The organism is Achromobacter sp. MYb9, assembly GCF_002975275.1.
Lineage (GTDB): Bacteria > Pseudomonadota > Gammaproteobacteria > Burkholderiales > Burkholderiaceae_B > Achromobacter.
Genome location: NZ_PCOQ01000015.1, coordinates 57241 through 82108 on the forward strand (window position 1 = coordinate 57241; position 24868 = coordinate 82108).

The 24868-nt window shown below is 66.1% G+C and carries 21 protein-coding genes; 13 read left to right on the plus strand and 8 right to left on the minus strand.

Features of this window, described 5'->3' with window-relative positions:
- Nucleotides 1-72: 72 nt before the first annotated feature.
- From CQ050_RS20160 to CQ050_RS20180, 5 genes are all read right to left on the minus strand, one after another.
- Nucleotides 73-1647: a sensor domain-containing diguanylate cyclase gene (locus CQ050_RS20160; RefSeq protein WP_233214181.1), complete on the minus strand. Its 1575-nt coding sequence runs from the start codon at nt 1645-1647 to the stop codon at nt 73-75.
- Between the two features lie 80 nt (nt 1648-1727).
- On the minus strand, nt 1728-4247 hold the full coding sequence (gene ligD, locus CQ050_RS20165) for a DNA ligase D (protein WP_105558602.1): 2520 nt from the start codon (nt 4245-4247) through the stop codon (nt 1728-1730).
- A 1-nt stretch (nt 4248) separates the two neighbouring features.
- Nucleotides 4249-5181: a Ku protein gene (locus tag CQ050_RS20170; protein WP_105558603.1), complete on the minus strand. Its 933-nt coding sequence runs from the start codon at nt 5179-5181 to the stop codon at nt 4249-4251.
- Nucleotides 5182-5270: 89 nt separating this feature from the next.
- Nucleotides 5271-6410: a PepSY domain-containing protein gene (locus tag CQ050_RS20175; protein ID WP_105558604.1), complete on the minus strand. Its 1140-nt coding sequence runs from the start codon at nt 6408-6410 to the stop codon at nt 5271-5273.
- Between the two features lie 107 nt (nt 6411-6517).
- Complete coding sequence (locus tag CQ050_RS20180; protein ID WP_105558605.1) at nt 6518-7405, minus strand: LysR family transcriptional regulator; 888 nt, start codon at nt 7403-7405, stop codon at nt 6518-6520.
- Between the two features lie 126 nt (nt 7406-7531).
- On the opposite strand from CQ050_RS20180, the gene CQ050_RS20185 reads away from it, so the two are divergent.
- The 6 genes from CQ050_RS20185 to CQ050_RS20210 all read left to right on the plus strand — a co-directional run bounded on the left by CQ050_RS20185 (nt 7532) and on the right by CQ050_RS20210 (nt 13221).
- A complete protein-coding gene (locus CQ050_RS20185) occupies nt 7532-8440 on the plus strand; it encodes an NAD(P)-dependent oxidoreductase (RefSeq protein ID WP_105558606.1) in 909 nt (302 codons plus the stop codon).
- A gap of 61 nt (nt 8441-8501) precedes the next feature.
- Nucleotides 8502-9467, plus strand: a complete 966-nt coding sequence (locus tag CQ050_RS20190; RefSeq protein WP_105558607.1) for a tripartite tricarboxylate transporter substrate binding protein — start codon at nt 8502-8504, stop codon at nt 9465-9467.
- An 89-nt stretch (nt 9468-9556) separates the two neighbouring features.
- Nucleotides 9557-10135 (plus strand): amino acid synthesis family protein, encoded by a 579-nt coding sequence (locus CQ050_RS20195; protein WP_105558608.1) that lies wholly within the window; start codon nt 9557-9559, stop codon nt 10133-10135.
- Between the two features lie 345 nt (nt 10136-10480).
- Nucleotides 10481-11776, plus strand: a complete 1296-nt coding sequence (locus CQ050_RS20200; RefSeq protein WP_105558609.1) for an APC family permease — start codon at nt 10481-10483, stop codon at nt 11774-11776.
- A 74-nt stretch (nt 11777-11850) separates the two neighbouring features.
- On the plus strand, nt 11851-12723 hold the full coding sequence (locus CQ050_RS20205) for a cyclopropane-fatty-acyl-phospholipid synthase family protein (RefSeq protein WP_369868539.1): 873 nt from the start codon (nt 11851-11853) through the stop codon (nt 12721-12723).
- A 33-nt stretch (nt 12724-12756) separates the two neighbouring features.
- Nucleotides 12757-13221, plus strand: coding sequence for an Rrf2 family transcriptional regulator (locus CQ050_RS20210; protein ID WP_105558610.1), 465 nt, complete (start codon nt 12757-12759; stop codon nt 13219-13221).
- Nucleotides 13222-13223: 2 nt separating this feature from the next.
- Here CQ050_RS20210 and CQ050_RS20215 read toward each other — a convergent pair whose 3' ends face one another.
- The 3 genes from CQ050_RS20215 to CQ050_RS20225 are packed head-to-tail and all read right to left on the minus strand — an operon-like array spanning nt 13224 to nt 17924.
- Nucleotides 13224-14375, minus strand: a complete 1152-nt coding sequence (locus CQ050_RS20215) for an acyl-CoA dehydrogenase family protein (RefSeq protein WP_105558611.1) — start codon at nt 14373-14375, stop codon at nt 13224-13226.
- 53 nt (nt 14376-14428) lie between these two features.
- Nucleotides 14429-16525: an acetate--CoA ligase family protein gene (locus CQ050_RS20220; protein ID WP_105558612.1), complete on the minus strand. Its 2097-nt coding sequence runs from the start codon at nt 16523-16525 to the stop codon at nt 14429-14431.
- Between the two features lie 43 nt (nt 16526-16568).
- Complete coding sequence (locus CQ050_RS20225; protein ID WP_105558613.1) at nt 16569-17924, minus strand: MmgE/PrpD family protein; 1356 nt, start codon at nt 17922-17924, stop codon at nt 16569-16571.
- 235 nt (nt 17925-18159) lie between these two features.
- Here CQ050_RS20225 and CQ050_RS20230 point away from each other — a divergent pair, with 235 nt between their 5' ends.
- Genes CQ050_RS20230 through CQ050_RS20260 form a run of 7 tightly spaced genes read left to right on the plus strand, consistent with a single transcriptional unit; the run spans nt 18160 to nt 24859 of the window.
- On the plus strand, nt 18160-19053 hold the full coding sequence (locus tag CQ050_RS20230) for an NAD(P)-dependent oxidoreductase (RefSeq protein ID WP_105558614.1): 894 nt from the start codon (nt 18160-18162) through the stop codon (nt 19051-19053).
- A gap of 57 nt (nt 19054-19110) precedes the next feature.
- Nucleotides 19111-20088: a tripartite tricarboxylate transporter substrate binding protein gene (locus tag CQ050_RS20235; protein WP_105558615.1), complete on the plus strand. Its 978-nt coding sequence runs from the start codon at nt 19111-19113 to the stop codon at nt 20086-20088.
- Nucleotides 20089-21519 carry an NAD-dependent succinate-semialdehyde dehydrogenase gene (locus CQ050_RS20240; RefSeq protein WP_105558616.1) on the plus strand — a complete coding sequence of 477 codons (1431 nt, stop codon included), beginning with the start codon at nt 20089-20091 and terminating at the stop codon, nt 21517-21519.
- 23 nt (nt 21520-21542) lie between these two features.
- Nucleotides 21543-22766, plus strand: coding sequence for an ABC transporter substrate-binding protein (locus CQ050_RS20245; protein WP_105558617.1), 1224 nt, complete (start codon nt 21543-21545; stop codon nt 22764-22766).
- The gene (locus tag CQ050_RS20250; protein ID WP_233214182.1) at nt 22745-23578 is read left to right on the plus strand and encodes an N-acyl homoserine lactonase family protein; all 834 of its coding nucleotides are present in this window, start codon (nt 22745-22747) and stop codon (nt 23576-23578) included. The genes CQ050_RS20245 and CQ050_RS20250 overlap by 22 nt, the downstream gene beginning before the upstream one ends.
- A 13-nt stretch (nt 23579-23591) precedes the next feature.
- Entirely contained in the window at nt 23592-23978 is a 387-nt protein-coding gene (locus tag CQ050_RS20255; protein ID WP_105558618.1) for a hypothetical protein, read from the plus strand.
- On the plus strand, nt 23975-24859 hold the full coding sequence (locus CQ050_RS20260; RefSeq protein ID WP_199196879.1) for an alpha/beta fold hydrolase: 885 nt from the start codon (nt 23975-23977) through the stop codon (nt 24857-24859). Before CQ050_RS20255 ends, CQ050_RS20260 begins: the two co-directional genes overlap by 4 nt.
- Nucleotides 24860-24868: the final 9 nt, after the last annotated feature.

A 24868-nucleotide genomic window follows, 5' to 3' on the forward strand; every position in this document is an offset into this window, starting at 1 on the left:
CTACGCCTGGTCTTTGTTGGTCGGACACGTTGGAAAAGCGGAACAGACATTCGAACAAAAGCGGGAAGCCAACTAGGACGGCAGGCCCTCCCCCCAGAGCGTGACGCGGTTGCGTCCGCCTGATTTAGAGGCATACAAGGCCTGGTCCGCGCATTTGACAACAGCTTCGGGGGATTTTCCATGCTGTGGCCACAATGCGATACCGACCGATATCGTCACATGCCCGACGCCGTCCGGCATCGCTTTTCGGGCCACGTCGGCGCGAATGCGCTCGGCGGTGTGCAGGGCGACGTCCGGGGACGGGGCCGGCACGACCACGATGAATTCCTCGCCGCCTACGCGGAACGGCCTGTCCTGTTGCCGAACGCTGTCGCGCAGGGTTTTTGCCAACAAGATCAAGACCTTGTCGCCAACCGGGTGCCCATACACGTCGTTGACTTGCTTGAAATGGTCCAGGTCCAGCGCGATGACCGCGAACGGCGTGCCAGCGGCCGCCAGTTCCTCGAATCGCAGTTCAAGGGCGCGCCGGTTCATCAGGCCGGTCATCGGGTCGGTCATGGTCTGGGTGTTCAGGCGTCCGACTTCGTTTCGGTGCTGCGCCAGCGTGGCGATCAGCGCCTCGCGCAGCTTATCGGCTTCGAAATACCAGGTTTTCAGCAGACTGGCCCGCGGGCCTTGCCGGTCGACCGCTTCGGGGCTGCCCATGGCGCTTGTCAGTCGGGCCAAGGGTCGGGCGATGGCGTAAGCCAGCCCGCACACCAGTATCAGCGTGACGATCACGGCGGGAACGGCAAAGCGCAAGGACTCTGCCAATAACGTCTTCAAGGGCGACAAGGCCTGTTCCAGCGGCCGTTGGATGACAACCGCCCATTTTCCTTTCGTGATGGGCGCGTAGCCCGCCAGCACCGGATGGCCCGACGCGTCGCGGACTTGCGCCGAACCCGGCCCGGATGTGGGTGACACATCCGCCTTGACCAGGCTCAACACGCTTTCGTCCGGACCGCCCGCGCCGTGGCTGTACAGCACCCCGCCCTGCACGTTGACCAGGTAGACGGCCGCGCCGTCGTCATAAGGGTGTTCACCAATCAGCCGGTCCAGCCGGCTGCCGCGTTCCAGGACCACGACCGCCGCGACGAAACCGCCCGGCGCGCCGTCCTTGCCAGGCACCGGCTCCACCAGCATCAGCGCGGCCCGTTGGCCGTCGTGCTGGCAACACGGCACGACCCAGTCCGCCGGGCGTCGTTCTTTCATGCCGAGTTCGGCCAGCGTGTTGAAACCAGACAGTTGCGCGGGCGCCTGGTCGGAACGGGCGATGATGACGCCGGCGGCATCCGCGAGCAGCACGGCGGAAACGCCTTGCGCCTGGGCTGCGACGCGGGACAACTCGGCCGTGAGTGCCTGCGGGGTATCGCCGGCGTCGGGCAGGCGGCCGGCGCTGGTCTTCAGTTGGCGATGCAGCGCGTCGATATATAGATTGATGAACTCGGCCAGTTTTTCCGCATAGGCCACATTGGAGGCCAGGGAATTCTTGACGACCTGCGCCTTCTGCACCTGATAGCCGGCGTAGAGGGCGTTGAAAAAGCCGATCGCCACGCTTAACACCGCCAGGGCGATGAGCACCGTGAACAAGCTGACTTTTCTTTTCATCGTTGAAGATCCCGCCCGCTATCGGTCTGCAAAGCAGCATACAGAATCATGCAAAACGGGTCCACACTCGCGGCAACCGCTTACTTGCCGGGTTTGAAGTCCATTGCTGCCATGGCCGGTCCGATGGCCTGGGCCGCATACCCCTCCCAGGGCGTGTTGCCCGCGTCTAGCCGGGAATGGATATTGGCGATGGTCCAGTGCGCACCGCTGCTCAGTTTCGCCAGTTCTTCCCATGCCACGGGCACCGAGACCCCCAGCCCCGGGCGCGCCCGGGCCGACCAGGCGGCGACCGTCGTGGCGCCGAAGCCGTTGCGCAGATAGTCCACGAATACCTTGCCGACCCGGTTTTTCGGGCCGCTCTTGGCTACGAAGATCTGCGGCAGCGTAGCCGCCAGATGCGCGACGATCGTCTGTGAGAACGCCTTGACGGTGTCCCAATCATGTTGCCGTCGTAGCGGAACCACCACATGCAGTCCCTTGCCGCCGCTGGTTTTCAGCCAGGTCGTCAGGCCGATCTCGCTCAGCATCGTCTGTACCAGCTGGGCCGCCTGCTGCAGGGTCGGCCATGCCACGCCTTCCCCCGGATCCAGGTCGAACAACATGCGGTCCGGTTTACCGATGGCCGTCTTGACGGCGTTCCAGGTGTGGAATTCCACCACGTTCATCTGCACGGCGGACATGATGGCCTGGGGCGTCGGCACTTCCAGCAACGGCGGATGGCCGGGGTCCAGGCGGGCGGGCAAGGGCTTGACGCCGGGCATCGCGGCTTCCAGGTGCTTCTGGAAGAACAACTCCCCCTGGATCCCGCCCGGCGCGCGCAGGAACGACACGGGGCGTCCCGTCAGGTGTTCCAGCAATAGCGGCGCGATCAGGCCGTAATAGCGCGCCAGGTCCAGCTTGGTCAAGCCTGTCGACGGGTCGATGACACGCTCGGGGTGGGTCAGCCTGCCGATCTTGCCGGCGGCCTTGGGCGCGCCCGGGATGGCCTTGGTCTGTGTCGCAGCCGCCTTGGAGCGGTCGGCCGCAGCCGAGGCGCGAGGCGCCTGCACTGCCTTTTCGCGTGTGATGTCGCGCGCTGGCTTGTCGGCGCGCAAGCCCCGGAAGACCGAATGGCGGATGTGGCCGCCGGTGGTCCAGCCGGAGAACGACACTTCGGCGATCAATTGCGGCTTTACCCACCGCACGCCCTTGCCCTGCCCGCCTGTCACCGGTTTATCGTCGGTCTCGATGCGGGCGAGCGTTTCCTGAAGCGAAATCAATCCTTCGTTGTCGAACCCGGTGCCCACCTTGCCGGCGTAACGCAATGCCCCGTCGTCCTCGTGGACGGCCAGCAACAGGGCTCCCAGCCCAGCGCGGGCGCCTTGCGGCGCGGTATAGCCCACGATGACGAATTCCTGCCGGCGGCCGCACTTGATCTTCAGCCAGGTATCGGACCGGCGCGCCACGTAGGGCGCGGACTGGCGTTTGGCGATGATGCCTTCCAGCCCCATCTTGCAGGCGGACGCGACCAGGTCGGACGGCGCCTGTTCGAACGTTTCGCTAAAGCGCAGGCGATCGTCGTCGGCCGTCGCCATCAACTGTGCCAGCAAGGCCCGGCGCACGCGCAACGGTTCCCGGCGCAGATCTCGTCCCCCGATGAACGGCAGGTCGAACGCATAGAACACGATGCCGCTGGTCGCATCGCCGTCGAAGGCGTTCTGCAGCGCCTGGAAATCGGGCACGCCGTGCTTGTCCAGCACGACGACCTCGCCGTCCACCCAGGCGCATTTCGCCGGCAACCGGCCAAAGGCCTTGACCAGATGCGGCAGTTTCGTGCTCCAGTCGTGCCCGTTGCGGGTATGAAGGCTGACCCTGTCGCCGTCCAGCCGTGCCAGCAACCGGTAGCCGTCGAACTTCAATTCGTAAAGCCAGTCCGCCGAGTCGGACGGCATGCCGTCCGCCAGCGTGGCCAACTGAGGCGTCAGCGACGCGGGCAATTCGGCCGCTTGCCCCGGCAGTGGCGCTTCCTTCGGTGTGGGCTTGGCTGGCGCGCGTTTTGCGGCTTGCTTGTCGCGCAGAGGCACGACGCTGTCGGGCATTTCATCCACGACGCTGAAATCGCGTTCGGACCTTGCAAACTCATCCTTGTCTTTGATCAGCAGCCAGGGGGGCTGCTTGTCGGACGCCTTGCCCTTCATCCGCACCAGCGCCCATCGGCCTTGCATCTTTCTGCCCTGCAAGTCGAATTTCAGGTGCCCTTCCCGGTAGCCCTTGCGCGCATCCCCAACCGGCATCCAGCGGCCTTCGTCCCAGATGATGACCTTGCCGGCGCCATACTGTCCCGCCGGGATCTGGCCTTCAAACTGGTTGTACGCAATGGGGTGGTCCTCTACCTGCACCGCCATGCGCTTGACGCTGGGATCGTAGCTGGGGCCCTTGGGCACCGCCCAGCTCTTCATCGCCCCGTCCAGCTCCAGCCGAAAGTCATAGTGCAGCCGGCTTGCCCAGTGTTTCTGGATGACGAAGGCCCGGGCCTGTTCGTTGGCTTCGCCGCCTTCGGCGGGTTCTGGCGTGACGGTGAAGTCGCGCTTCTTCCGATAGGTCTTAAGGGTGTCCGCCATGTCACGCCGCCTTGCGGGCGCGCGCCGCCTTGGTGGCCTTGGCCGTTTTCGCCGCCTTTGCCGGGGCCTTTTTTTCCGCAGCTTTCTTTGCAGGGGCCTTGCCGGACGCGGCCTTTTTCGCCGCCGCGGGCGCCTTCCTGTTTCCCTTCAAGCTGCGTTGCAGCAACTCCGTCAGGTCGATCACGTTGTCCGCATAAGCAGGAGTTTCCTCTTGCGGCTCAAAGACGGTTTCGGTCTTGCCCGCCTTCACCTTCCTGGCCACCAGGTCCATCACGGCGGCCTTGAACTCGTCCTTGTACAGCGCCGGGTCCCACTTGCCGGACATGTCTTCCACCAGCATCTTGGCCATCTTCAGTTCGCTGGCGCTTGGCGCCGTGGCTCGGGCGCCGGACTTGGGCAGGTCCAGTTCGTCTTGCGGCTTGACGTCGTCGCCCCACCGCATCAAGTCCAGCACCAGCGCGTCGCCGGACGGAATCAGCGCCGCCAGATGCTGCTTGGTCTGGATGACGACCTTGGCAATGCCGATCTTGCCCGTCTTTGCCAAGGTGTCGCGCAGCAATGCGTAGACCTTCTGGCCCTTGTTGATGGGCGCCACGTAGTAAGGCCGTTCCAGATACACGAACGAGACATCCGCCGCGTCCACGAACTGTTGTATTTCAATGGTTTGCGTGGTGCGGGGATAGGCCTCGGCAATCTCTTCCGGTGAAATGATGACGTACTGGCCGTCTTCATATTCCACGCCCTTGACGATATTGTCCTTATCGATTTCCTTGCCGGTGCGCTTGTTGATGCGCTTGTACCCGACTGGATCCATGGAACGCTTGTCCAGCCAATCGAAGTCCACCCCGGACTCCGTGGTTGCCGTGTGCAGGCCGACGGGGATATGGACCAGACCGAAGGAGATGGCCCCCTTCCAGATGGTTCGTGTTGCCATGATCAGCTCCTCTAGACCGGGAAGTGATCAGCAAATAGTATTCCCGCGCGGGGCAAGGCGTCACCCGCCGGGCCTTGCCGTGTCGGGCGTCAACCGGCGCGCGCCTTCGCGGCGGCCGCTTGCTTGATGGAGCGCCTGCGCCACCATAGCCACACGCCGCTGATTCCCAGGCCGGCCAGCGACAGCCCGCCGAGCGCCACGGCGGTTTCCAGCGCGACGCCGCCCAGCCCGCCGGTATGCAAGGGATAGATCACGACCGTCGCCCGGACGCCCGGATCCAGCGCGTTCCAGCGCTGCACCGCCAGGACGTCGGCGGTGCGGGGATCTATCCAGACGGAGGTCATGCCGTTGGGATGCGGATCGTCGGCCAGCATCATGCGGAAACGCGTGGGCGCGGCGGCATGCGGCGGTACCACGATGTACCCGATGGGCGCGGGTTCCTGGAATTGCGCCACGGCCTTCGCGGCCAATTCGTCCAGCGTCAGCGCAGGCGCAAGGGTGGCGACTTGCCCGGCACCCTTGGCGTTGATCGCGGGCAATGCCGGCGCCTTGACCGGCGTGGCGCCGCTTAACCAGGTTACGGCCTGGCCCAGCGGGCGCCATGCCATATACGCGCCGGTGGCCACCGATACGGCGATCAGCAGGCCCAGCGTAGCGCCGCCGACGCGGTGCAGGTCGAACAGCGAACGCAGCAGGCCGCGGTCCAGCGCCATGTTCCAGCCTTTTGACCAGTGCCGTGGCCACCACAGGATCAAACCCGTGATCAGCAAGAACAGGTAGGTCAGCGCCACCCACGCCAGGATGGCCTTGCCGGTGCCGTCCAGGTAAAGCGCGCTATGCAGTTTGAACAGCACATTCGCCGCCCCCTCGGTTTCACCGCGCCGGCCTTGTTCGACGCCGGTGACGGGGTCCAGGTATAGGGTGCCGCGCCAGGCGGCGCGCACCCGGACTTCAAGCGTTTCGCCGGGAACGCGGGCGGGCCGGAACACTAGGTTCGCGCCGTCGCCGAATTCCTTTCTGGCCGACTGCAGCACGGACTCCAGCGCGACGCCCGCCTGGCCGGGGGCCAGGTCGGAACGGGCCTGGAACAGCTGCGGATTCGCCCACCGGTCCAGCGCCGGCGTGACGACAAGCGCCGCACCGGACAGCCCCGAGAAAATCAGGACCCAGCCGGCGCTGAGCGCCAGCCAGCGGTGCACCCGCAGCCACACGCCGCGCAGGCCTTTCACGAGGTTGATCCGGTAGATGCGAAGCCCACGCGTAGTACATCAGCACTTCGAAATTATTGACGCCGCCATTGTATTTCAACGATCCGCCACGACGCTGGGCGTCGCCCTCACGTTGCCGCACACTCCTTCAATATGCGCACGAAACGCTGCGCGTGGCGGCTGGGGGCATCGAAGCGGGAGCGCACCAGGCTCAATGCCAGTGGAATCGATTCGCGCAGCGGCCGCACTTCCAGGCCGGGCCACCCCTCCTGCCCTACCGAGAACTGGTCCACGATTGCCACGCCCGCGCCGGCCCGTACCAGCGCGCACGCCAGTTCGGCGCGCACGATATCGACTGACGCCGTCCAGGACACGCCCGCCCGTTGGAATGCCGCCGCCACCAATTGGCCGAACGGGATGTTGCGGCTGTACAGCACCAGCCGGTACGCGGCCAATTCGGCCAGCCCCACATCCGCCTGGCCCGCCAATGGATGGCCCGCAGGCAGGATGCAAACCATTTTTCCGGTGGCGAACGGTTCGACGATCAGATTGGGGTGGTCGATGGGCAGCACCGATACCGCCAACTCCGCCTTGCGCCCCAAGAGCTCGTGCGCCATGTCCGCCAGCAGCGTCGTGTGATATTTCAGGCGTACATTCGGATAGCGTTCCAGATAGCGCGCCATGACGGGCGGCAGGAAATTCAGCCCCAGGCTGGGGCTGGAGCAAAGCGTCAGCGCCCCTTCCGGCCGCGCCGCCAGATCCCGGGCGAAGTCGTCGATGCGCAACGCCTCTTCGAACAACGGGCCCACCTCTTCGAACAGCCGATGCGCTTCGGGCGTGGGCGTCAGTTTGCCCTTGTCCCGGTCAAACAAGGTCAGGCCCAGGCTTTGTTCCGTGTGGGCGATCAACCGGCTGACGGCGGGTTGCGACACGAACAGCAGCTTGGCCGCCCCGTTCATCGACCCGGTCAGCATCACCGCCCGAAAGACCTCCATCTGCCTGAGTTTGAAGCGCATCTTGCCGTTCCGATAATCATTGGTTATATCCCCTGGCCAACTTAGCATAAGAGGAAATTCCGCCATATCGGTAGCATCCAGAGTCGTCGCCGGACGCCATTCCGGCTGCTTCGATAAAGGGATTGCATGACGCTGAAATTGGGATTCATCGGCCTGGGCATGATGGGCCTGCCGATGTTGGAGAACCTGGCCCGCGAGGAAACGTTTCACCTCCGTGCTTACGACCGGGATCCGCAGCGGCTGGAGCGCCTGCAGGCGCATCCCGCCTGGGGTCAAACGCTGCGACCCGCCGCGCGCCTGGCCGACCTGGCGGACTGCGACGTGATCATCACGATGCTGCCCAACAGCGCCGTCACCAACTCGGTCATCGAAGGCGAGCCAGGCACGCCCGGCCTGGCCGCGCTGCTGCCGCGCGGCGCCACGCTGATAGACATGGGGTCGTCCAACCCGGCGGACACGCTGCGGCTGGCCCCGCTGCTACACGAGGCCGGCATCACGCTGATTGACGCCCCGGTGTCCGGCGCGGTCGCCAAGGCCGCCAGCGGCACGCTCGCCATCATGGCGGGCGGCGCGGCCGAAGACCTGGCGCGCGTCCAGCCGATCTTGTCCCGCATGGGCGCCACCTTGATCCACACCGGCATGGTCGGTTCGGCCCATGCGATGAAGGCGCTGAACAACTATGTGTACGCAGCGGGCCTGCTCGCGGCCAGCGAAGCCATGCTGATTGCCCAGGCCATGAACCTGGACCCCACGGTCTTCACGCAGGTGCTTAACGCGTCCAGCGGCCGCAACGTCGCCACCGAAACAAAGCTGGCCCAGTTCATCGTGCCGGGTACGTTCAATGGCGGCTTTGCGCTGGCGTTGATGGCGAAAGACCTGCGCACCGCCAACAGCCTGCAGCAATTGACCTGCGTGCCAGCGCCGCAGCTGTCCCTGTGCGCGGGCCTATGGCAAGAAGCGGTGGAAACGCTGCCCGCGACTGCCGACAACACGGAGATCTACCGCTATCTGCAAACGCGGCACAGCGCCGGCTAAGCCCGCATCAAGACACCTATAACAAAGACAAAGGCATACCCGCCATAAGGGAGACAACATCATGCAAAGAACTGCCATTTCCATCGCCTTGACCCTGGGCCTGACCAGCGCGGCGCCGGCGTGGGCGGCATCCCCCTATCCCGAACATCCAATCCGGATGGTCGTGCCCTTCCCGCCCGGCAGCATCACCGACGTGGTGGCGCGCAGCCTGGGCAAGCACATGGCGGCCGACCTGGGGCAACCCGTCGTTGTCGAGAACAAGCCCGGCGCCAACGGCATCATCGGCACCCATGACGTGGCCAGGGCAAAGCCCGACGGCTATACGCTGGTGGTGGTCGGCGTGTCCACGGCGGCCAGCGGTGTCAGCTTGTTCAAGGACCTGCCTTACGACCCGGCGAAAGACCTGTCGCCCATCGGCGCCGTCGCGGAAACGCCGTATCTGCTGGTGGGCTCGCCGAAAACCGCGGGCGCCAACGTCGGCGAACTGTTTGCCTACGGCCGCAAGCACCCCGGAAAACTCACCTACGCCTACGGATCGGGTAGCGCCCAGGTCTTCGGCGCCAAGCTGGCCGCGATGGGCGATATCACCGTCACCGCCGTGCCGTACCGTGGCGGGCCGCAAGCCTTGACAGACGTCATCGGCGGCACCGTCGACCTGACCTTCACGGACCTGGCCAACGGCTTGCAGCAAGCCCGCGCCGGCAAGGTCAAGACGTATGGCGTCAGCACGCCCGACCGCTTCCCGCTGGCGCCAGACATTCCCACGCTGAACGAAACCGGCGCGCCGGGGTTCAACCTGACCGTCTGGTTCGGCCTGATGGGGCCCGCAGGCTTGCCCCAGCCCGTCGCCGACCGGCTGGCCCGCGCGTTGGACGTTGCCTTGGCCAACAAGGAACTGCAAGAAGCCTATGCGCGCCAAGGGCTCAGCGTGAAAACGCAAAGTCCCGCCGAGTTCGGCGCCTTCGTCGTGGCCGAAATCGGCAAATGGGCCGCGATCGTCAAGGAAACCGGTATTGCTCCGCAGTGATTCCGGATCTTGATCCCCGCTCCTGGCTCCATCGTCGAGCCTGTCGTTGATGCCCTCCCAATACGCCTCCTTCCCCTGAAGAGACTTCCATGTCGTTGATTGAAATCCGCAAACGCTGCCTGATCGTTGAAACCACGTTCCACGAAAATGGGCCCGCCCCCGCGCAGCCGTTGAAGCTCGCCGCGTCGTGCGCCGTCGTCAAGAATCCCTACGCGGGCCGCTACGAACCCGATCTGATGCCGTTCATGGCCGAGCTGCGCACATTGGGCACCTTACTGGCGACCGAACTGGTCGACACGTTGGGCAAGGACAAAATCGAGGTCTACAGCAAAGCCGCCATCGTGGGCCTGGACGGCGAAATGGAACACGGCGCCGTTTGGCATGAAGCCGGCGGCTGGGCGATGCGCACGGTGCTGGGCGAACCCAAGGCGATGGTGCCCGCAGTGAAGGCGGTGGCTGTCGCGGGGTACCGGATCATGGTTCCGGTGCATTACATCCACGCCTCTTATGTGCGCAGCCACTTCAATAGCATCGAGATCGGCATTCAGGACGCGCCACGCCCCGGCGAAATCCTGTTCGCCTTGGTTATGGGCACGGGCGGACGAGTCCACTCGAGGCTGGGCGGTTTGACCAAGGACGCCGTGGCGGTTCATGACGGCCAACGCTAGTTGGAAACCGTCATTTCAATGCTTAGAATCTACTTTAACTAATCTACTTTAAGATCGTGCTTAATTACTTGTAAATCAACAGGATAACTCCATGACTTAAAGTCGATTGGCGGTAAAGGTCTGGCGTCGACCCCGCACCGATCCGCATTTTTCGGGAAAACCCGGAGAAACTTTTTCGCTTTCGTATCGGTCGCAAATTGTTCAGGTTGACGTCAGGCGCCCTCTCCGGCACGCGCCGCGCCTGTGACCCGCCGCCCCTGCGAGAGCCCCATGACATCGATCCCTCCGCGCGCCGCCGCATTACCGACCCGTATGCGGCAAGACGAGAAACCGGGGTTATCGGTGATGGACGCCACGGTCGTGCTGGTGGGCGTGGTCATCGGCATCGGCATCTTCGGTTTCCCGCCGCTGGTCGCGCAGCACGCCGCGTCGGACGCCATATACATCGCGCTGTGGTGCGCGGGCGGTCTGGTGATGCTGGTCGGCGCGCTGTGTTATGCGGAGCTGGGCTCGGCCTACCCCGGCGCCGGCGGCGAATACCTGTACCTGACGCGGGCCTGGGGGCCGCGCGTGGGCCTGATGTTCGCGTGGGCGCGTTGCACCGTGATCCAGACCGGCGCCATCGCGGTCGTCGCCTACATCTACGGCGACTATGCGCAACGCCTGATGCCGCTGGGCGCCTACGGCACGGCGGCGCATGCCGCGATCTCGGTCGTGGCGCTGACCGCGCTGAACATGGTGGGCACGCGCTATTCCAAACGCCTGCAATGGGCCTTCACTTTGCTCACCCTGGTGGCGTTGGGAGCAGTCCTGGTGGCCAGCCTGACCGCAACGGGTGACACGGCGGCTCCCCCCGCCGCGCCCTCGCCCCTTGCCGGCAACCCCGCGGGCCTGATGGGAATGGGCATGGTGTTCGTGCTGTTGACCTACGGGGGCTGGAACGAAGCCGCCTATCTCAGCGGCGAACTGCGCGACCCGGGCCGCAATATGAGCCGGGTGCTGCTGATCGGCACAGCGATCGTGACGGGCGCCTATGTGCTGACCAATTTGGCGCTACTGGAGCTGTTCGGCCTGCAAGGCCTGCGCGACACGCCGGCGCTGGGCGCCGACGTCATGCAGACGGCGGCAGGCCCTTACGCCGCCGCCCTGCTCAGCCTGACCATCTGCGCGACCGCGCTCAGCACCATCAACGGCACCATCATCACCGGCGCCCGCGTCTACTACGCCCTGGGCCGCGACGTGCCGCGGCTGCACGCGCTGGCCGGCTGGAGCGCCCGCAGCGAAACGCCGGTCGCCGCCCTATTGGTCCAAGGCGTGATCACCCTGCTTCTGGTGGGCCTGGGCGCCGTCAGCCAGAACAGCGTACAGACGCTGGTCGCCTACACCGCCCCGGTATTCTGGCTATTCATGTTGCTGGTGGCGGCGTCGGTATGGCGCTTGCGGCAACGCGATCCGGATCGGCCCCGGCCGTTTCGCGTGCCCCTCTATCCCCTGCCGCCGCTGCTGCTGGGCCTGACCTGCGCCGGGCTGGTGTATTCCAGCGCCGTCTACGCGGGGGCCGGCGCCCTGATCGGGCTGGCGGTTCTGGCGGCGGGTATTCCCATGCTGCGCTGGGTGAAGCCCGCCCGGATGCCCGACTAGCGCGCGTTGTTCCCGGCGGGCGGCGCTGCGCCCGCGGTTCGTTCCCTGTTGTTGACCTACATGGAGAGCCCATCATGCACCCTTCGACTCAACCCCTTGCCGCCGGCCGCATGCGCCGGTCTTTGGCCCGGACCGCTGCGGCATCCACGGCCCTGGCACTGTGCCTGTCGTTCGCCGCCACGGCCACCGCCCAGCTGGCGACGGCGCCGGGCGCCAAGCCTGAAACTCAGAAAGAGTACGTCCCGGACGTTGGCCAGCAAGGCAAGGACGTGATCTGGGTGCCAACGCCGCAAACATTGGTGGACAAGATGCTGGACATGGCCAAGGTCACGCCAAAAGACCGGCTGATGGACCTGGGATCCGGCGACGGCCGCACTGTCATTACCGCTGCGCAGCGCGGCCTGACCGCGCAAGGTATCGAATACAACCCCGATCTGGTCGAATTGTCGCGCCGCAATGCGCAACGGGCCGGTGTGGCAGACCGTGCCACCTTCGTGGCGGCCGATCTGTTCCAGACCGACCTGTCCAAAGCCGATGTCATCACCATGTTCTTGCTGACGACCATCAACGAAAAGCTGCGCCCCACGCTGCTGCAGCTGCCGCCGGGCACGCGGGTGGTATCCAACACCTTCCGCATGGGCGATTGGGAGCCCGACCAGACCGAGACGGTCACCCAGGACTGCTCCACCTACTGCACGGCGTTGCTGTGGATCGTGCCGGCGAAGGTCGAGGGCAAATGGGACGTGGACGGCCAGACGCTGCATCTGACGCAGAAGTACCAGATGCTGTCGGGCAAGCTGGGCGGCGCCGATATTTCACAGGGACGCGTCAATGGCAAGACGATCTCGTTCAGCGCCAACGGCGTGCGCTACACCGGCGAAATCAACGGCAAGACCATCAGCGGCACGGCAGCGGGCAAAGGCAACTGGACCGCCAAGCGGGTTTGACCCGCCGGGTTCTCATGCAATAGCATGCGTTGCATGAGAAGAGACAGCAAACTATCCGGCGTGCTTCATGTTCTGCTGCATATGGCCGAGGCGCCGGGCCCCATGACGTCCGATGACTTGGGCCGGGTCATGCAGACCAATCCTGTCGTCATTCGCCGCATCATGGCCGGCCTGCGCGACCAAGGGCTGGTGCGTTCCGAAAAAGGCCATGGCGGCGGCTGGACGATCTCGTGCGATTTCAATCGCGTGACGCTGCGCGACATCTACGAAGCGCTGGGCTCGCCCGAGATCTTCGCCATGGGCAACCGCAGCGATGCACCCGGTTGCCTGGTCGAAGCCGCCGTGAACAAGGCGCTGACCGGCGCGTTCGAAGACGCCGAGGCCCTGCTGATGGACCGGTTTGGGGCGGTAACCCTGGCCGCGCTCAGCAAAGACTTCCATGCCGGCATGCTGCGCCAGGGCCGGGGGTTCAACCCCGCCATGGCGCATGCCGAATAGGCTTAGCGCGGCGGGCGCTGCGGAAAGCTGCGTTCGAAGATGCCTTCGGCGATGCGGTTCTTCAGGATTTCGATAGAGCCGCCGGCGATCATCCAGCCGCGGCACCGGCGCACGCAGTACTCCACCAGCGATTCCCGGCTGTAACCCAGGCCCCCCAACACCTGTAGCGCATCGTTGGCCACGTCAAAGCCCACCTGATTGCAATAGGCCTTGGCGATCGCCGTATCCGTGGCCGAGGGGAACCCGGTGTCCGCGCCGCTGGCCGCCCGGTACAGCAACAATTGGGCGGCATCCAGCTTGATCCGCATATCCGCGAATTTCCACTGCAAACCCTGGAATTCGCATAGCAGGCGGCCGAACTGCTTGCGCTGCATCGCCCAGTTGCGCGCTTCTTCATACGCATAGCGGCCCAGCGCCAGCGACCGCGCCGTGTTGCCGATGCGTTCGACGTTGAAACCGGCGATCTGCTTCTTGAAACCGCCCTCGCCCAGGACGACCATGTCGTCCGCCACCAACACGTTGTCGAAGAAGATCTCGACCCATTCCTCGCCGGACATGAATGCAGAGCGCTTGCCCAGCTTCACGCCGGGGGCCTGGGTATCGATCAGCACCGACCCGATGCCGCCCGTGCCCGGGCCGAAGCGCACATAGGTCAGGATCACGCTGGCGTGCGGGCCGTGCGTCGTGAAGATCTTGGTCCCGTTGATGCGCCAGCCCCCCTCGGCGCGGGTCGCGCTGGTCTTGAGTTCGGTCACCGCGGAGCCCGCATCGGGTTCGGTCATGCCGACCGAGATCAGCCCTTCGCCGGCCAATAACGCCGTCAGGTACTTCTGCTTTTGCAATGCGCTGCCGTATTCGGCCAGCACGCGGATGGCGCCGAAGTTGCCTGCCTGCACCACGTCGGCGCTGCGCGGGCATACGGACGCCACGGTTTCGATGGCGATGACGGCGTCCATCAACGAACCGCCGACGCCGCCGTCCTGCTCGGCGATGGTGATGCCCAGCAAGCCTTGTCCGGCCATCTTGCGGGCGACGTCCCAGGGGTAATCGTCGGAATGGGCGCGTTCAACGGCGCCGTCGCGCAATTCGCGGTCCGCGAAACGGCGCACGGCGGTCTGGAAGTCCTGTTGTTCCGGAGTCAGTGTGAAGTCCATCTAGGGTGTTCCCGATGCAAAGGTGAAGGAATGAGGTGAAGGCATGCGCGGGCTCAGGCCAGGCGCACCAGGCCATCGACGGCGACCACGCCATCGGCGCGGACGAACAGTGGGTTGATTTCGGCTTCTTCGACCCGCGCGTCCGACAGGCACGCCAGCCGCGAAAAGGCGGCGACGGCGCGGGCCAACGCGTCGCAATCGCCTTCGGGCAGGCCGCGGAAGCCGCGTATCAGGCGGGTTTGCCGCACTTCAAGAATCATCCGCCGGGCCTCGTCCACGTCCACCGGCGCCAGCCGCAGCGCAAAGTCCGGCGCCAACTCGGCGGCGATGCCGCCCGCGCCCAACAGCACCGTGGGGCCCACCAGGGGGTCATGGCGGTAACCCAGGATCAGTTCGATCAGCCGGCTTTCCATGGGCTGGACCAGGATGCCGTCGATCCGCGCGTCCGGCGCGTGGCGGCTCACCGCCTGCAGCATCTGGCGCACGGCCTCCGCCAATGCCTCGGCATCCGGAATGCCTACCCGAACAGCGCCCAGTTCCGTCTTGTGCGCAAGATCCGGCGAACACACTTTCGCGACCAGCGGGTACGGCACGGCGTGCTGCAGCGCATCCGGGGCCAGCAGCTGGCCGGCCGCCACGGGCACGCCCAGGTGGCGGAACAAGGTTCCCGCCTGGTGTTCGCTAAGCATGCCGTGCCCTGCCAGGCCCTCCGGCCACGGCACGGGGTCGCCCTGGGCGGGCGGCTGGCCCGCGTCGGCGAAGAACACCGACAGCGCGTCGGCGCAGGCTTCCGGCGTGCGGAAGGCGGCAATGCCGCCTGCGCGCAGCAACGCCAGCGATTCCGGAGCCTCGGGCGCCAGGAACACCACCAGCGGTTTATTCGCGGGCTTGTCGGCTTCCAGCAACGGCTTGACCGCCAGCCCCGGATGGAATTGCGCGGAGGATCCCACCACGCTCAGGACCGCATCGCACCAATCGGCGCGCAACAGGTGTTCAAGCAGCATCTTGTATTGCGCGCTGGAAGCCGCCAGGGTCAGGTCGATGACCGGCGTTTCGCGGATGTTCAAGCCCGCCTGCGCGACCATCCGGACGAAATCAGGAGGTGGCGGCACGGCCGCCAAGCCGTGCAGCCCCAGGTTGTCGACCACGGTGGCGGCGCCACCGCCGGTCGTCGTGATCACCGCCACCCGGGCGGCGGCCGCGGCCAAGCCGGCCGACGCGCGCCGCGGCCTGGCATGACGCGAGGCCAGCGGCGCAATCTCGAACAGCGTCTCCAGATGCTGGACGCGCATGACCCCGTGCGCCGTCAAGAATGCGTCGACCGCCGCGTCGTTGCCCGCCATCGCGCCGGTATGGGATTGCGCCAGTGCGTCGCCTTGCTGGGATCGGCCCAGCTTGTAGGCGATCACCGGCTTGCCTTGGCCCCGGGCACGCGTCAGCGCCCGGCTCAGCGCAGGCGCGTCGCGCAAGGTTTCCAGGAAAAGCAGAATGACCTTGCTGCGCGGATCGTCCACCAGCGCCTCGACCACCTCGCCGACCGAAATATCGCTTTCATTGCCGACCGACACCGATTTGGCGAAGCCGAACCCACGGGCGGCGGCGCGCGACAGCAGCGACCCCATCATCGATCCGCTCTGCGACACCATGCTGATGTCGCCGGGCAACAGCGTATCGGCCTCGAACGCGGCGTTCACGGACAGGATTCCGCCGGTATGCAGGTCGGCCAGACCGATGCTGTTCGGCCCCAGCAGGCGCAAACCCAGCGCCCGGGCTTGCGCCACCAGCGCGGCCTGGCGCGCCTGGCCGTCTGGCCCGGTTTCACCGAACCCGTCCGAATAGACCGTCACGACACGGGCGCCCGCCTGGGCGCAAGCCGGCAACAGCGCAGCGACCTCGCTGCCGGGAATCATCACGAAGACGTGGTCCACCGGCCCGGGCAGGCCGGCCAGTGACGGATAGGCCCGTTCGCCCAGGATCTCGGCGCGCGCGGCATTGATGGGGTAGACGGCGCCGGTGTAGCCGTGCTTGCGCATGAACCGCAAGGGGCGAGCGGTGTTCTTGCGCACGTCGCCCGAGGCCCCGACCAACGCAATGGCACGGGGGGAAAGCAGCGCGTCGGCGAAGGACGGCGATAAGGAGGAAGAAGACATGGATGCGGCTAAGGTCATGGGTTCCGGAAAGCGAATAAGGGGTTCAAAGCCGCGGCATGTCGGCGGCCAGGCGCAGCGCGCGCACCGGCATCGCGTCCAGCCGCCAGACGGCGTCGCGCAGCGCACGGACACGCTCGCGGCCCAGCACGGGGCCGGCCAATTCGTCGAACTTGTCATTAAGATCCGCGTCGGACAGCGGCGACTCGGGGTCGCCCTTGCGGTGCGGGGAATGGTGTTCAAGCACCTGTCCACCCGTTGTCGTGACCGACAGCCGTGCGGCGCGCAGGGAAGGAAAGCCCGCGGTGAATGCGGGATCGGCCTGTAGCGTCAACCGTTGCATCAACCCGCGCACCTGCGGGTCTTGCAGGCGTTCGGCGCCGAAGGCGTCCAAGCGAACCGAGCCATGGACCAGCGCGTGCGCCACCACGTAGGGCAAGCTGAACTTCGCTTCGAAGGCGGTGGCGGGGGTGAAGTTGCCCGTGACGTCCAGGGCCGTCTGATAGGCGTCCACGCGCCAGGACGCGACGTCATCCGCGCGCAACCCCTGCTGGCGTAGCGCCAGCGCGGCGTCGATCGCGGCGAAGGTGTGGCCGCAGCAGCCGTGGTTCTTCTGCGTGATCGACAGGATGTTGTAGCGCTGGCCCAGGCCATCGACCGCGGCGGCCCAGTCCGGATCTTGCGCCAACGCTGCGCCGAATCCCACTTTGCCTTCCAGGATGTCTGGCACGCCCGTGATGCCGTGCGCCGCGCCCTGCCCGGCTCGCACGCCCACTGCGGCGGCATGGCCGGCATGCAGCGCCTTGCTCATGGCATCCGAGCGGAACGCTTGCTGCAGGCCGCTGGCCAATGTGCCTGCGGTGGCCAGCGCGTGCCGCATCGCTTGCGCGTCGCCGGGGGCGCACAACGCGGCGGCGGCCGCCGCGCTGCCAAAACAGCCGACGGTGCCCGTCGTATGGAAGTAGCGGTAATGGGACGGCTGCACGGCGACGCCGATGCGTGTCGATATCTCATAACCCACGACGATGGCGTTCAGCAGTGCCTGGCCACTGGCGTCGCCCTCTTCCGCCAGCGCCAGCGCGGCGGCGATGGTCGGGCAGCCGGGGTGGTAGATCGCGTCGCGAAAGATGTCGTCGAATTCCACCGCGTGCGACACGCTGCCGTTGATCCACGCCGCCGTGGCCGCGAAAGCGGTGGTGGCGCAGCCCGGCAAGCTGGACGCGCCCGAGCCCAGTTCCGCCCCGTGCGCGCCCAGCAACTGCAAACAAGGCGCGGTGCGCGTGCCGGGATACAGCGCGGACAGCCAGTCCAGGAACGCCCGCTTGGCGTGGTGGATCACCTCGTCCGGCAATCTGGCCAGCGTGTCCTGCGCGCCGTAGGCGGCAATCGTGTCCAGCAACATGCGTGTGTCTCCCATGGTTGTGCGGCGCGGCAACGGCGTCGCTGATATCTGCCGTCCACTCTAGGCGGCCGGCCCCGGCTCAGGATTGATAAAAAGGAAAACGAGCGTTCTTGATCCGGGGGGGGACGGAATTGGAGATAGTTGCTTTGCCAATTTTTCACACCGCCGCCCGGGGGCCTTCCGTAAGCTGCATGGCAATAGCTAGAAAAACAGACGCCATTCCAAGGAGGCAGTAATGAATGAGACAAAGACCCCGCTGGGCTTCATCGGCCTGGGTGTCATGGGCGAGCCCATGTGCGCCAATCTGGTCCGTAAATCCGGACACCCCGTTTATGTGGCCGATATCAGCCCGGAACCGGTGGCCCGCATCGGGGCATTGGGCGCCCACGCCTGCACGTCGATCGTCGAAGTGGCGCAAACCGCCGAGATCGTGTTCCTGTCGCTACCCAGCATCGTTCAGGTGGAACAGGTATGCACCGGACCGGGCGGCCTGGTGGAAGCCGGCGGCCGCGTGCGCATCGTGGTCGACATGAGCACGAGTGATGTGGGACGCACCCGCCGCCTGGCCGAGGTCCTGCGCGGCCACGGCATCCTGTTGATCGACGCGCCGGTGGCCCGCATGCGCGAAGCGGCCCGGCTGGGCACGCTGATGATCACCGTGGGCGCCACCCGCGAGGACTACGAGACGGTTCTTCCCTACCTGTCGTGCATGGGCACCGACGTGCTGCGCTGCGGCGGCATCGGCAACGGCCAGGTCGTGAAGATCATGAACAACATGGTGGTATTCATGACCGTCCATGCGCTGGCCGAGGCCATCACCATCGGGCGCAGCGCCGGCGTCGACGGCACGCTGCTGCTGGACGCGCTGAGCAAAGGGTCGGCCGACAGCTTCGTGCTTCGCAACCCGGGCCAGAAGGCGCTTGCCGCCCAGACCTTTCCCGAAAAGACCTTTCCGACCGAATACGCCATCAAGGACATCCTGCTGGCACTGGAACTGGCGAACCAGGGGGATGTCGACGCCCGCGCCGCCAAACTGACGCACGACCTGCTAGAGCGCACGCGCGCCGCGGGCTACGTCAAGGAGTACTACCCGGTGATGGTGAAGCTGATCGAACGCGGCTACGCCTGATCCAACGTATTGCCGGCGGCGCCCGCCGTGCCGCGGCCTTCCCTATTCGAGACAACCATGACATCCATGCTTCGCAGGTGGGCGCTGCCCCTGCTCGCCACCGCGCTCGGCTTCAATGCCGCGGCCGCGGACTACCCCGTCAAGCCGATCACGCTGGTGATCGGATTCACCGCCGGCGGCCCGACGGACGCCGTCGGACGCTATCTGGCGCGCGGCCTGGAGGCCGAGCTTGGCCAGACCATCGTGGTCGAAAACCGTCCGGGCGCCAACGGCGTCGTGGCGCTGCAGGCGGTCAAGCGCGCCGCGGCCGACGGCTACACGCTGATGCTCGGCAGTAGCGGCACGCTATCCATCGAGCCCGTCTATAAGCAGAAAGTCGACTATCAGGTGCTGAAGGACTTCCAGCCGGTCGCCCTGGTCGCCAGTTACCCGTACCTGCTGGTCGTGCCCGCCAACTCCCCCTACAAGACGGTGCGCGAGCTGATCGCCGGCGCGCGCCAGAAGCCCGGCGCGCTGACCTTCGCGTCCGCCGGCAGCGGCGCCGTGAATCACCTGGCCGGCGAATGGTTCAAGAGCGCGTCCAACGTGGATATCACCCACATTCCCTACAAGGGTGATTCGGCGGCGATCGCCGACCTGGTCGCGGGACGGGTCGACATGGCGTTCTTGAGCGCAATCGCCGCGATGCCGCAGGTGCAGGCCGGCAAGATGCGCGCGCTTGGCATCGCGGCGGCGCAACCGTCTTCCGTCGCGCCGGGCGTGCCGACCGTGGCCGAATCGGCCGGTATTCCAGGGTTCTCGGCCGAACCGTGGAACGGGGTGCTGGCGCCCGCTGGCGTGCCGCCCGCCGTCACGCAGCGTTTGAACGCCGCAATCAACAAGGTGATGGGCACCGATGCCTCGCGCGACGCGCTGCTGAAACTGGGCCAATACCCGATGCGCGGCAGCCCCGAGGACTTCGCGCGGCACATCGGCACGCAAACCGAACGCTGGGCGCAAGTCATGCAGACCAGCCACATCGCACAGGCGGATTGAATGGAATATCCCGAACTGAACCTGCTGATCGACGGCCGTGCCGTGCCTGCCGGCAACCGCCCGGGCCTGGAAGTGATCGACCCGGCCACGCTGGCCGTGCTGGGGCGCGTGCCGGTGGCCGCGACCGAAGACATCGATGAGGCGCTGGACGCCGCGCGCCGCAGTTTTCCCGGTTGGCGCGATACGCCCGCGCTGGAGCGGGCGGCAATCCTACGCCGCGCCGCCGCGCTCATGCGCGAACGCACGCCCCGCCTAGCGTGGCTGATCACCCGCGAGCTTGGCAAGCCGCTGTCCGAATCCGAAAAGGAAGTGGCGACCGCCGCCGAAATGTTCGAATGGGCCGCCGAAGAGGCGCGGCGCACGTATGGGCGCCTGATCCCCGGGCGCGTCGGCGGCATCCGGCAAATGGCCATCCCCGAACCCGTCGGTCCGGTCGCCGCGTTTTCCGGCTGGAACGCCCCGGCGATCACGCCATCGCGCAAGATCGCTGGCGCGTTGGCCGCCGGCTGCTCCATCGTGATCAAGCCGTCCGAAGAGACGCCCGCGATCGCCTTGGAAATCGCCCGTGCGCTGACGGATGCCGGCCTGCCCGCCGGCGTGCTGAACATGCTGTTTGGCGACCCCGGCGAGATCTCGCGGCGGCTGATCGCCTCGCCCGTGACCCGCATGGTGACCTTTACCGGATCCACGTCCATTGGCCGCGATCTGGCGGTAATGGCCGCCAGCGGCCTGAAGCGCGCCACGCTGGAGCTGGGTGGCCATGCCCCGGTGCTGGTCTTCGACGATGCCGACCCGGAAGCCGCCGCCGATGCGTTGCTGGCCGCCAAGCTGCGCAATAGCGGCCAGATCTGCACGTCGCCCACCCGCATGTACGTCCAGCAAGGCGTCTATGAGCGCTTTGTGCAGCGCCTGGCCGATCGCGCCCGGAATTGGCGCGTGGGCAATGGGCTGGACGCCGCCGTGCAAATGGGGCCGATGGCGAACCCCCGCCGGCTTGCGGCCATGGAATCCATGGTCGCCGATGCCGTGAAGCACGGCGCGCAGCTTGTGGCCGGTGGCGCGCGCCTGGACTTGCCAGGCTGGTTCTGGGCGCCGACCGTGCTGCGCGATGCCGGTCCCGATTGCCTGGCCGCCAACACCGAACCCTTCGGCCCGCTGGCGCTGGTGCAGCCGTTCCGCGATACGGATGAGGCGCTGGCGATGGCAAACCGCCTGCCGTTCGGTTTGGCGTCCTATGTCTTCACGCGTGACGCCGCCACGGCCCGGATCGCGTCGGAGCGCATCGAGAGCGGCGTCGTCTGCATCAATCATTGCCAGGCATCCCTGCCCGAAACGCCCTTTGGCGGCTTCAAGGACAGCGGGCTGGGCAAGGAAGGCGGCGTCGAAGGCCTGCAGGAATTCATGCAGGTCAAGTACGTCAGCCAGATGTAGCTGCACCCCCAAAGGAGAAAACCATGAACAAGAAGATCACCGCCGCGCTTGCTTTGACCGCAAGCGCCGGCTTGGCCCACGTTCCCGCTCAGGCGCAGGCCCCCGACGGCATCTCGGACGGTGTCGTGCGCATCGGCGTGCTGACCGACATGTCCGGCGCCTATTCCGGCAACGTCGGCCCCGGCTCGGTGCTGGCCACCAAGCTTGCCATCGAAGACGTTGGCGGCAAGGTGCTGGGCAAGCCCGTCGAGATGCTGTCCGCCGACCATCTGAACAAAACCGACGTCGCTGCGGGCCGGGCTCGGGAATGGATGGACCGCGAAAAAGTCGACGTGGTGACCGAACTGGGCAACAGCGCGGTGGCGCTGGCGGTCATGAACATTGCCCGCGAGAAAGGCCGGATGACGATGGTGACCGGCGCGGGCGCCACGCGCATCACGGGCGAGGACTGCTCGCCCAACAATGTCCAGTGGGTCTATGACACCTATGCGCTGGCCAAGGTGGGCACGCTGCCGCTCGTCGAGGCCGGCGCGAAAAAATGGTATTTCGTCACAGCCGACTACGCCTTTGGCCATTCACTGGAAAGCGATGGCATGCGTTTCGTGAAAGAAGGCGGCGGCACGGTGGCCGGTTCTGTCCGCTACCCCTTCCCGGGCACGGATTTCGCTTCCTTCCTGCTGTCGGCGCAAGCCAGCAAGGCCGACGCAGTAGGGTTCGCCAGCGCGGGCGCCGACCTGCAGAATGAAATCAAGCAGGCACGCGAGTTCGGCCTGTCCGACCGCCAGAAGCTCGTCGCCATGCTGATGAGCATCACGGACGTGCACGGCGTGGGCCTGGAAGCCGCCCAGGGCATGACGTTCGCCGAGACCTTCTACTGGGACATGGACGACGAAACGCGCGCCTTCGCGCAGCGCTTCTTCAAGGCGGCCAACAAAATGCCGACCGCGCTGCAGGCCGGCCAGTACTCTGCCGTGCTGAACTACCTGCGCGCCGTTGAAAAGGCCGGCACGGACAATGTGGACGCCGTGATGCGCACGCTGCGCGGCATGCCGATCCACGACGCTTTTGCCCGCAACGCCCGCCTGCGCGAAGACGGAAAACTGATCCACGACACCTACGTCGTCCAGGTGAAGGCGCCGAAGGAGTCCAAGGCCGCGTGGGACTATTACAAGATCGTCAAGACGGTGCCGGGCGACCAGGCCTTCATGCCTTTGTCCGAAAGCCAATGCAAGCTGGCCAGGAAATGACCGCGCCGCCGGCTGCTGATGCCACCCTGCCGGTCTACGAGGCCTACGCCATCCGCTACGCCAGCGTGACCCGGCGCGCGATCGACAATTTCCTGTCGCGCGCCGATGTGCACGACGGCCCCATGCCGATGGATTTCTATTGCTGGCTGTTGCGGGGACCGGCCGGCAATGTGCTGGTCGATACCGGCTTCAGCGCGTGTTCGGCGCGCGCGCGGGACCGGGCGTTCACCCTGTACCCCGAAGCGGCGCTGGCCCGGTTGGGCCTGGCGCCGGCCGACATCGACCACGTGATCCTGACGCACTTGCACTATGACCATGCCGGCAATGTCGAGGCGTATCCCCGCGCGCAGGTCCATTTGCAGGACACCGAAATGCAGTACGCCACCGGCCGGTACATGTGCTTTGCGGCCATGCGGCATTTCTTTTCGGTCGACGACGTGCAGGCGGTGGTGCGCCAGGTGTACGCGGGGCGGGTCCGTTTTCACGATGGCGACGCCGTGCTGGCCCCCGGACTCGAGCTGCATCACGTCGGCGGCCATACCCAGGGCCTGCAAGTGGTCCGCGTGCATACGGCTCGCGGCTGGATCGTGCTGGCCTCGGACGCCCTGCACTACACCCGCAACTTCACCGACAGCAACCCGTTTCCCGCTATCTTCCATCTGGGCGACATGCTCGACGGCTATGCCCGCATCCGCGAGCTGGCGGATTCCGACGCGCATATCGTGCCGGGCCATGATCCCATCGTTGCCCGGCAGTATCCGCCCGCCGACGGCGACGCAGGCATCTACCGGCTGGACACGCCGCCCTTGTGACAAGGAAAACCCGATGCAAGACGACGACTTCATCCTTAACCGCCTGGCCGACGCGGTCAACCGGCAGGAACGCCTGGTGTGGCGAGGCCGCCACCTGAACACCGTGTTCCTGCTGGAGCGCGGCACGGACGCCTATCTGATCACCGTGGCTGCGGGCCGTATCCAGGCCGTGCGCCAAGGCCCCTTCGTGATGCCTCGCTGGCAGTTCGCGCTGCGGGCGTCGGCTGAAGACTGGGCGCAGTTCTGGCGCCCGCTGCCCCCGCCGGGTTACCACGACCTGATGGCGCTGGTGAAATTCCGGCGCCTGCGCGCCGAAGGCGATCTTTATCCCCTGATGTCCAATCTGCTGTATTTCAAGGACGTGCTGGCCTGCCCGCGCGCCGAAGGAGCGTCCTCGTGAATCCGCAACAAGCGAATCCGCATCCCGCTGTGTTCGAACCCATCATTGGGCGCTATCTGCATTTGACGCTGGGCGGCCGCGCGCACCGCGTCTATGTCGAGGAAGCGGGCAGCGGCATCCCGCTGCTGTGCCTGCATACCGCAGGCGCCGATACGCGCCAGTATCGCGCGGTGATGAATGACCCGCGGATCCTGCAAACCTTTCGCGTCATCGCCTTCGACCTGCCTTGGCACGGAAAGTCGTCGCCACCCGAAGGCTGGCAGCAGGAAACCTACCGGCTGACGTCCGAGGACTATGCGCAGGCCATCATCGCCGTCGCCGACGCGATGGCGCTGGACAGGCCGCTGGTGATGGGGTGCTCGATTGGCGGGCGCATCGTGCTGCACCTGGCGCTGGAACATGCGCACCGCTTCGGCGGCGCCATCGGATTGCAGTCGGGCGCCCATGTGGACCCGTATTACGACCTGGAATGGCTGAACCGCCCCGACGTGCACGGCGGCGAAGTCTGCGCCGGGATCGTATCGGGCCTGGTCGGCCCGGGCAGCCCGGACAACCACCGTTGGGAAACGCTGTGGCACTACATGCAGAGCGGGCCGGGCGTGTTCAAGGGCGACCTGCATTTCTACACCGCCGACGGAGACATCCGCGACCGTGTGGCCGGGATCGACACACGCCGCTGCCCGCTGTGGCTCTTGACCGGCGAATACGACTATTCCTGCACGCCGCAAGACACCGAGTTCCTGGCCGGGCGCATCGCGGGATCGCATTGGCAGATCATGGAAGGCATGGGCCACTTTCCCATGAGCGAAGACCCCGATCGGTTCCTGGCTTATTTGCGGCCGGTGCTGGCGCAGGCGGCCGAAGCGCGCCTGCGCGAATAGCGCCGCCCC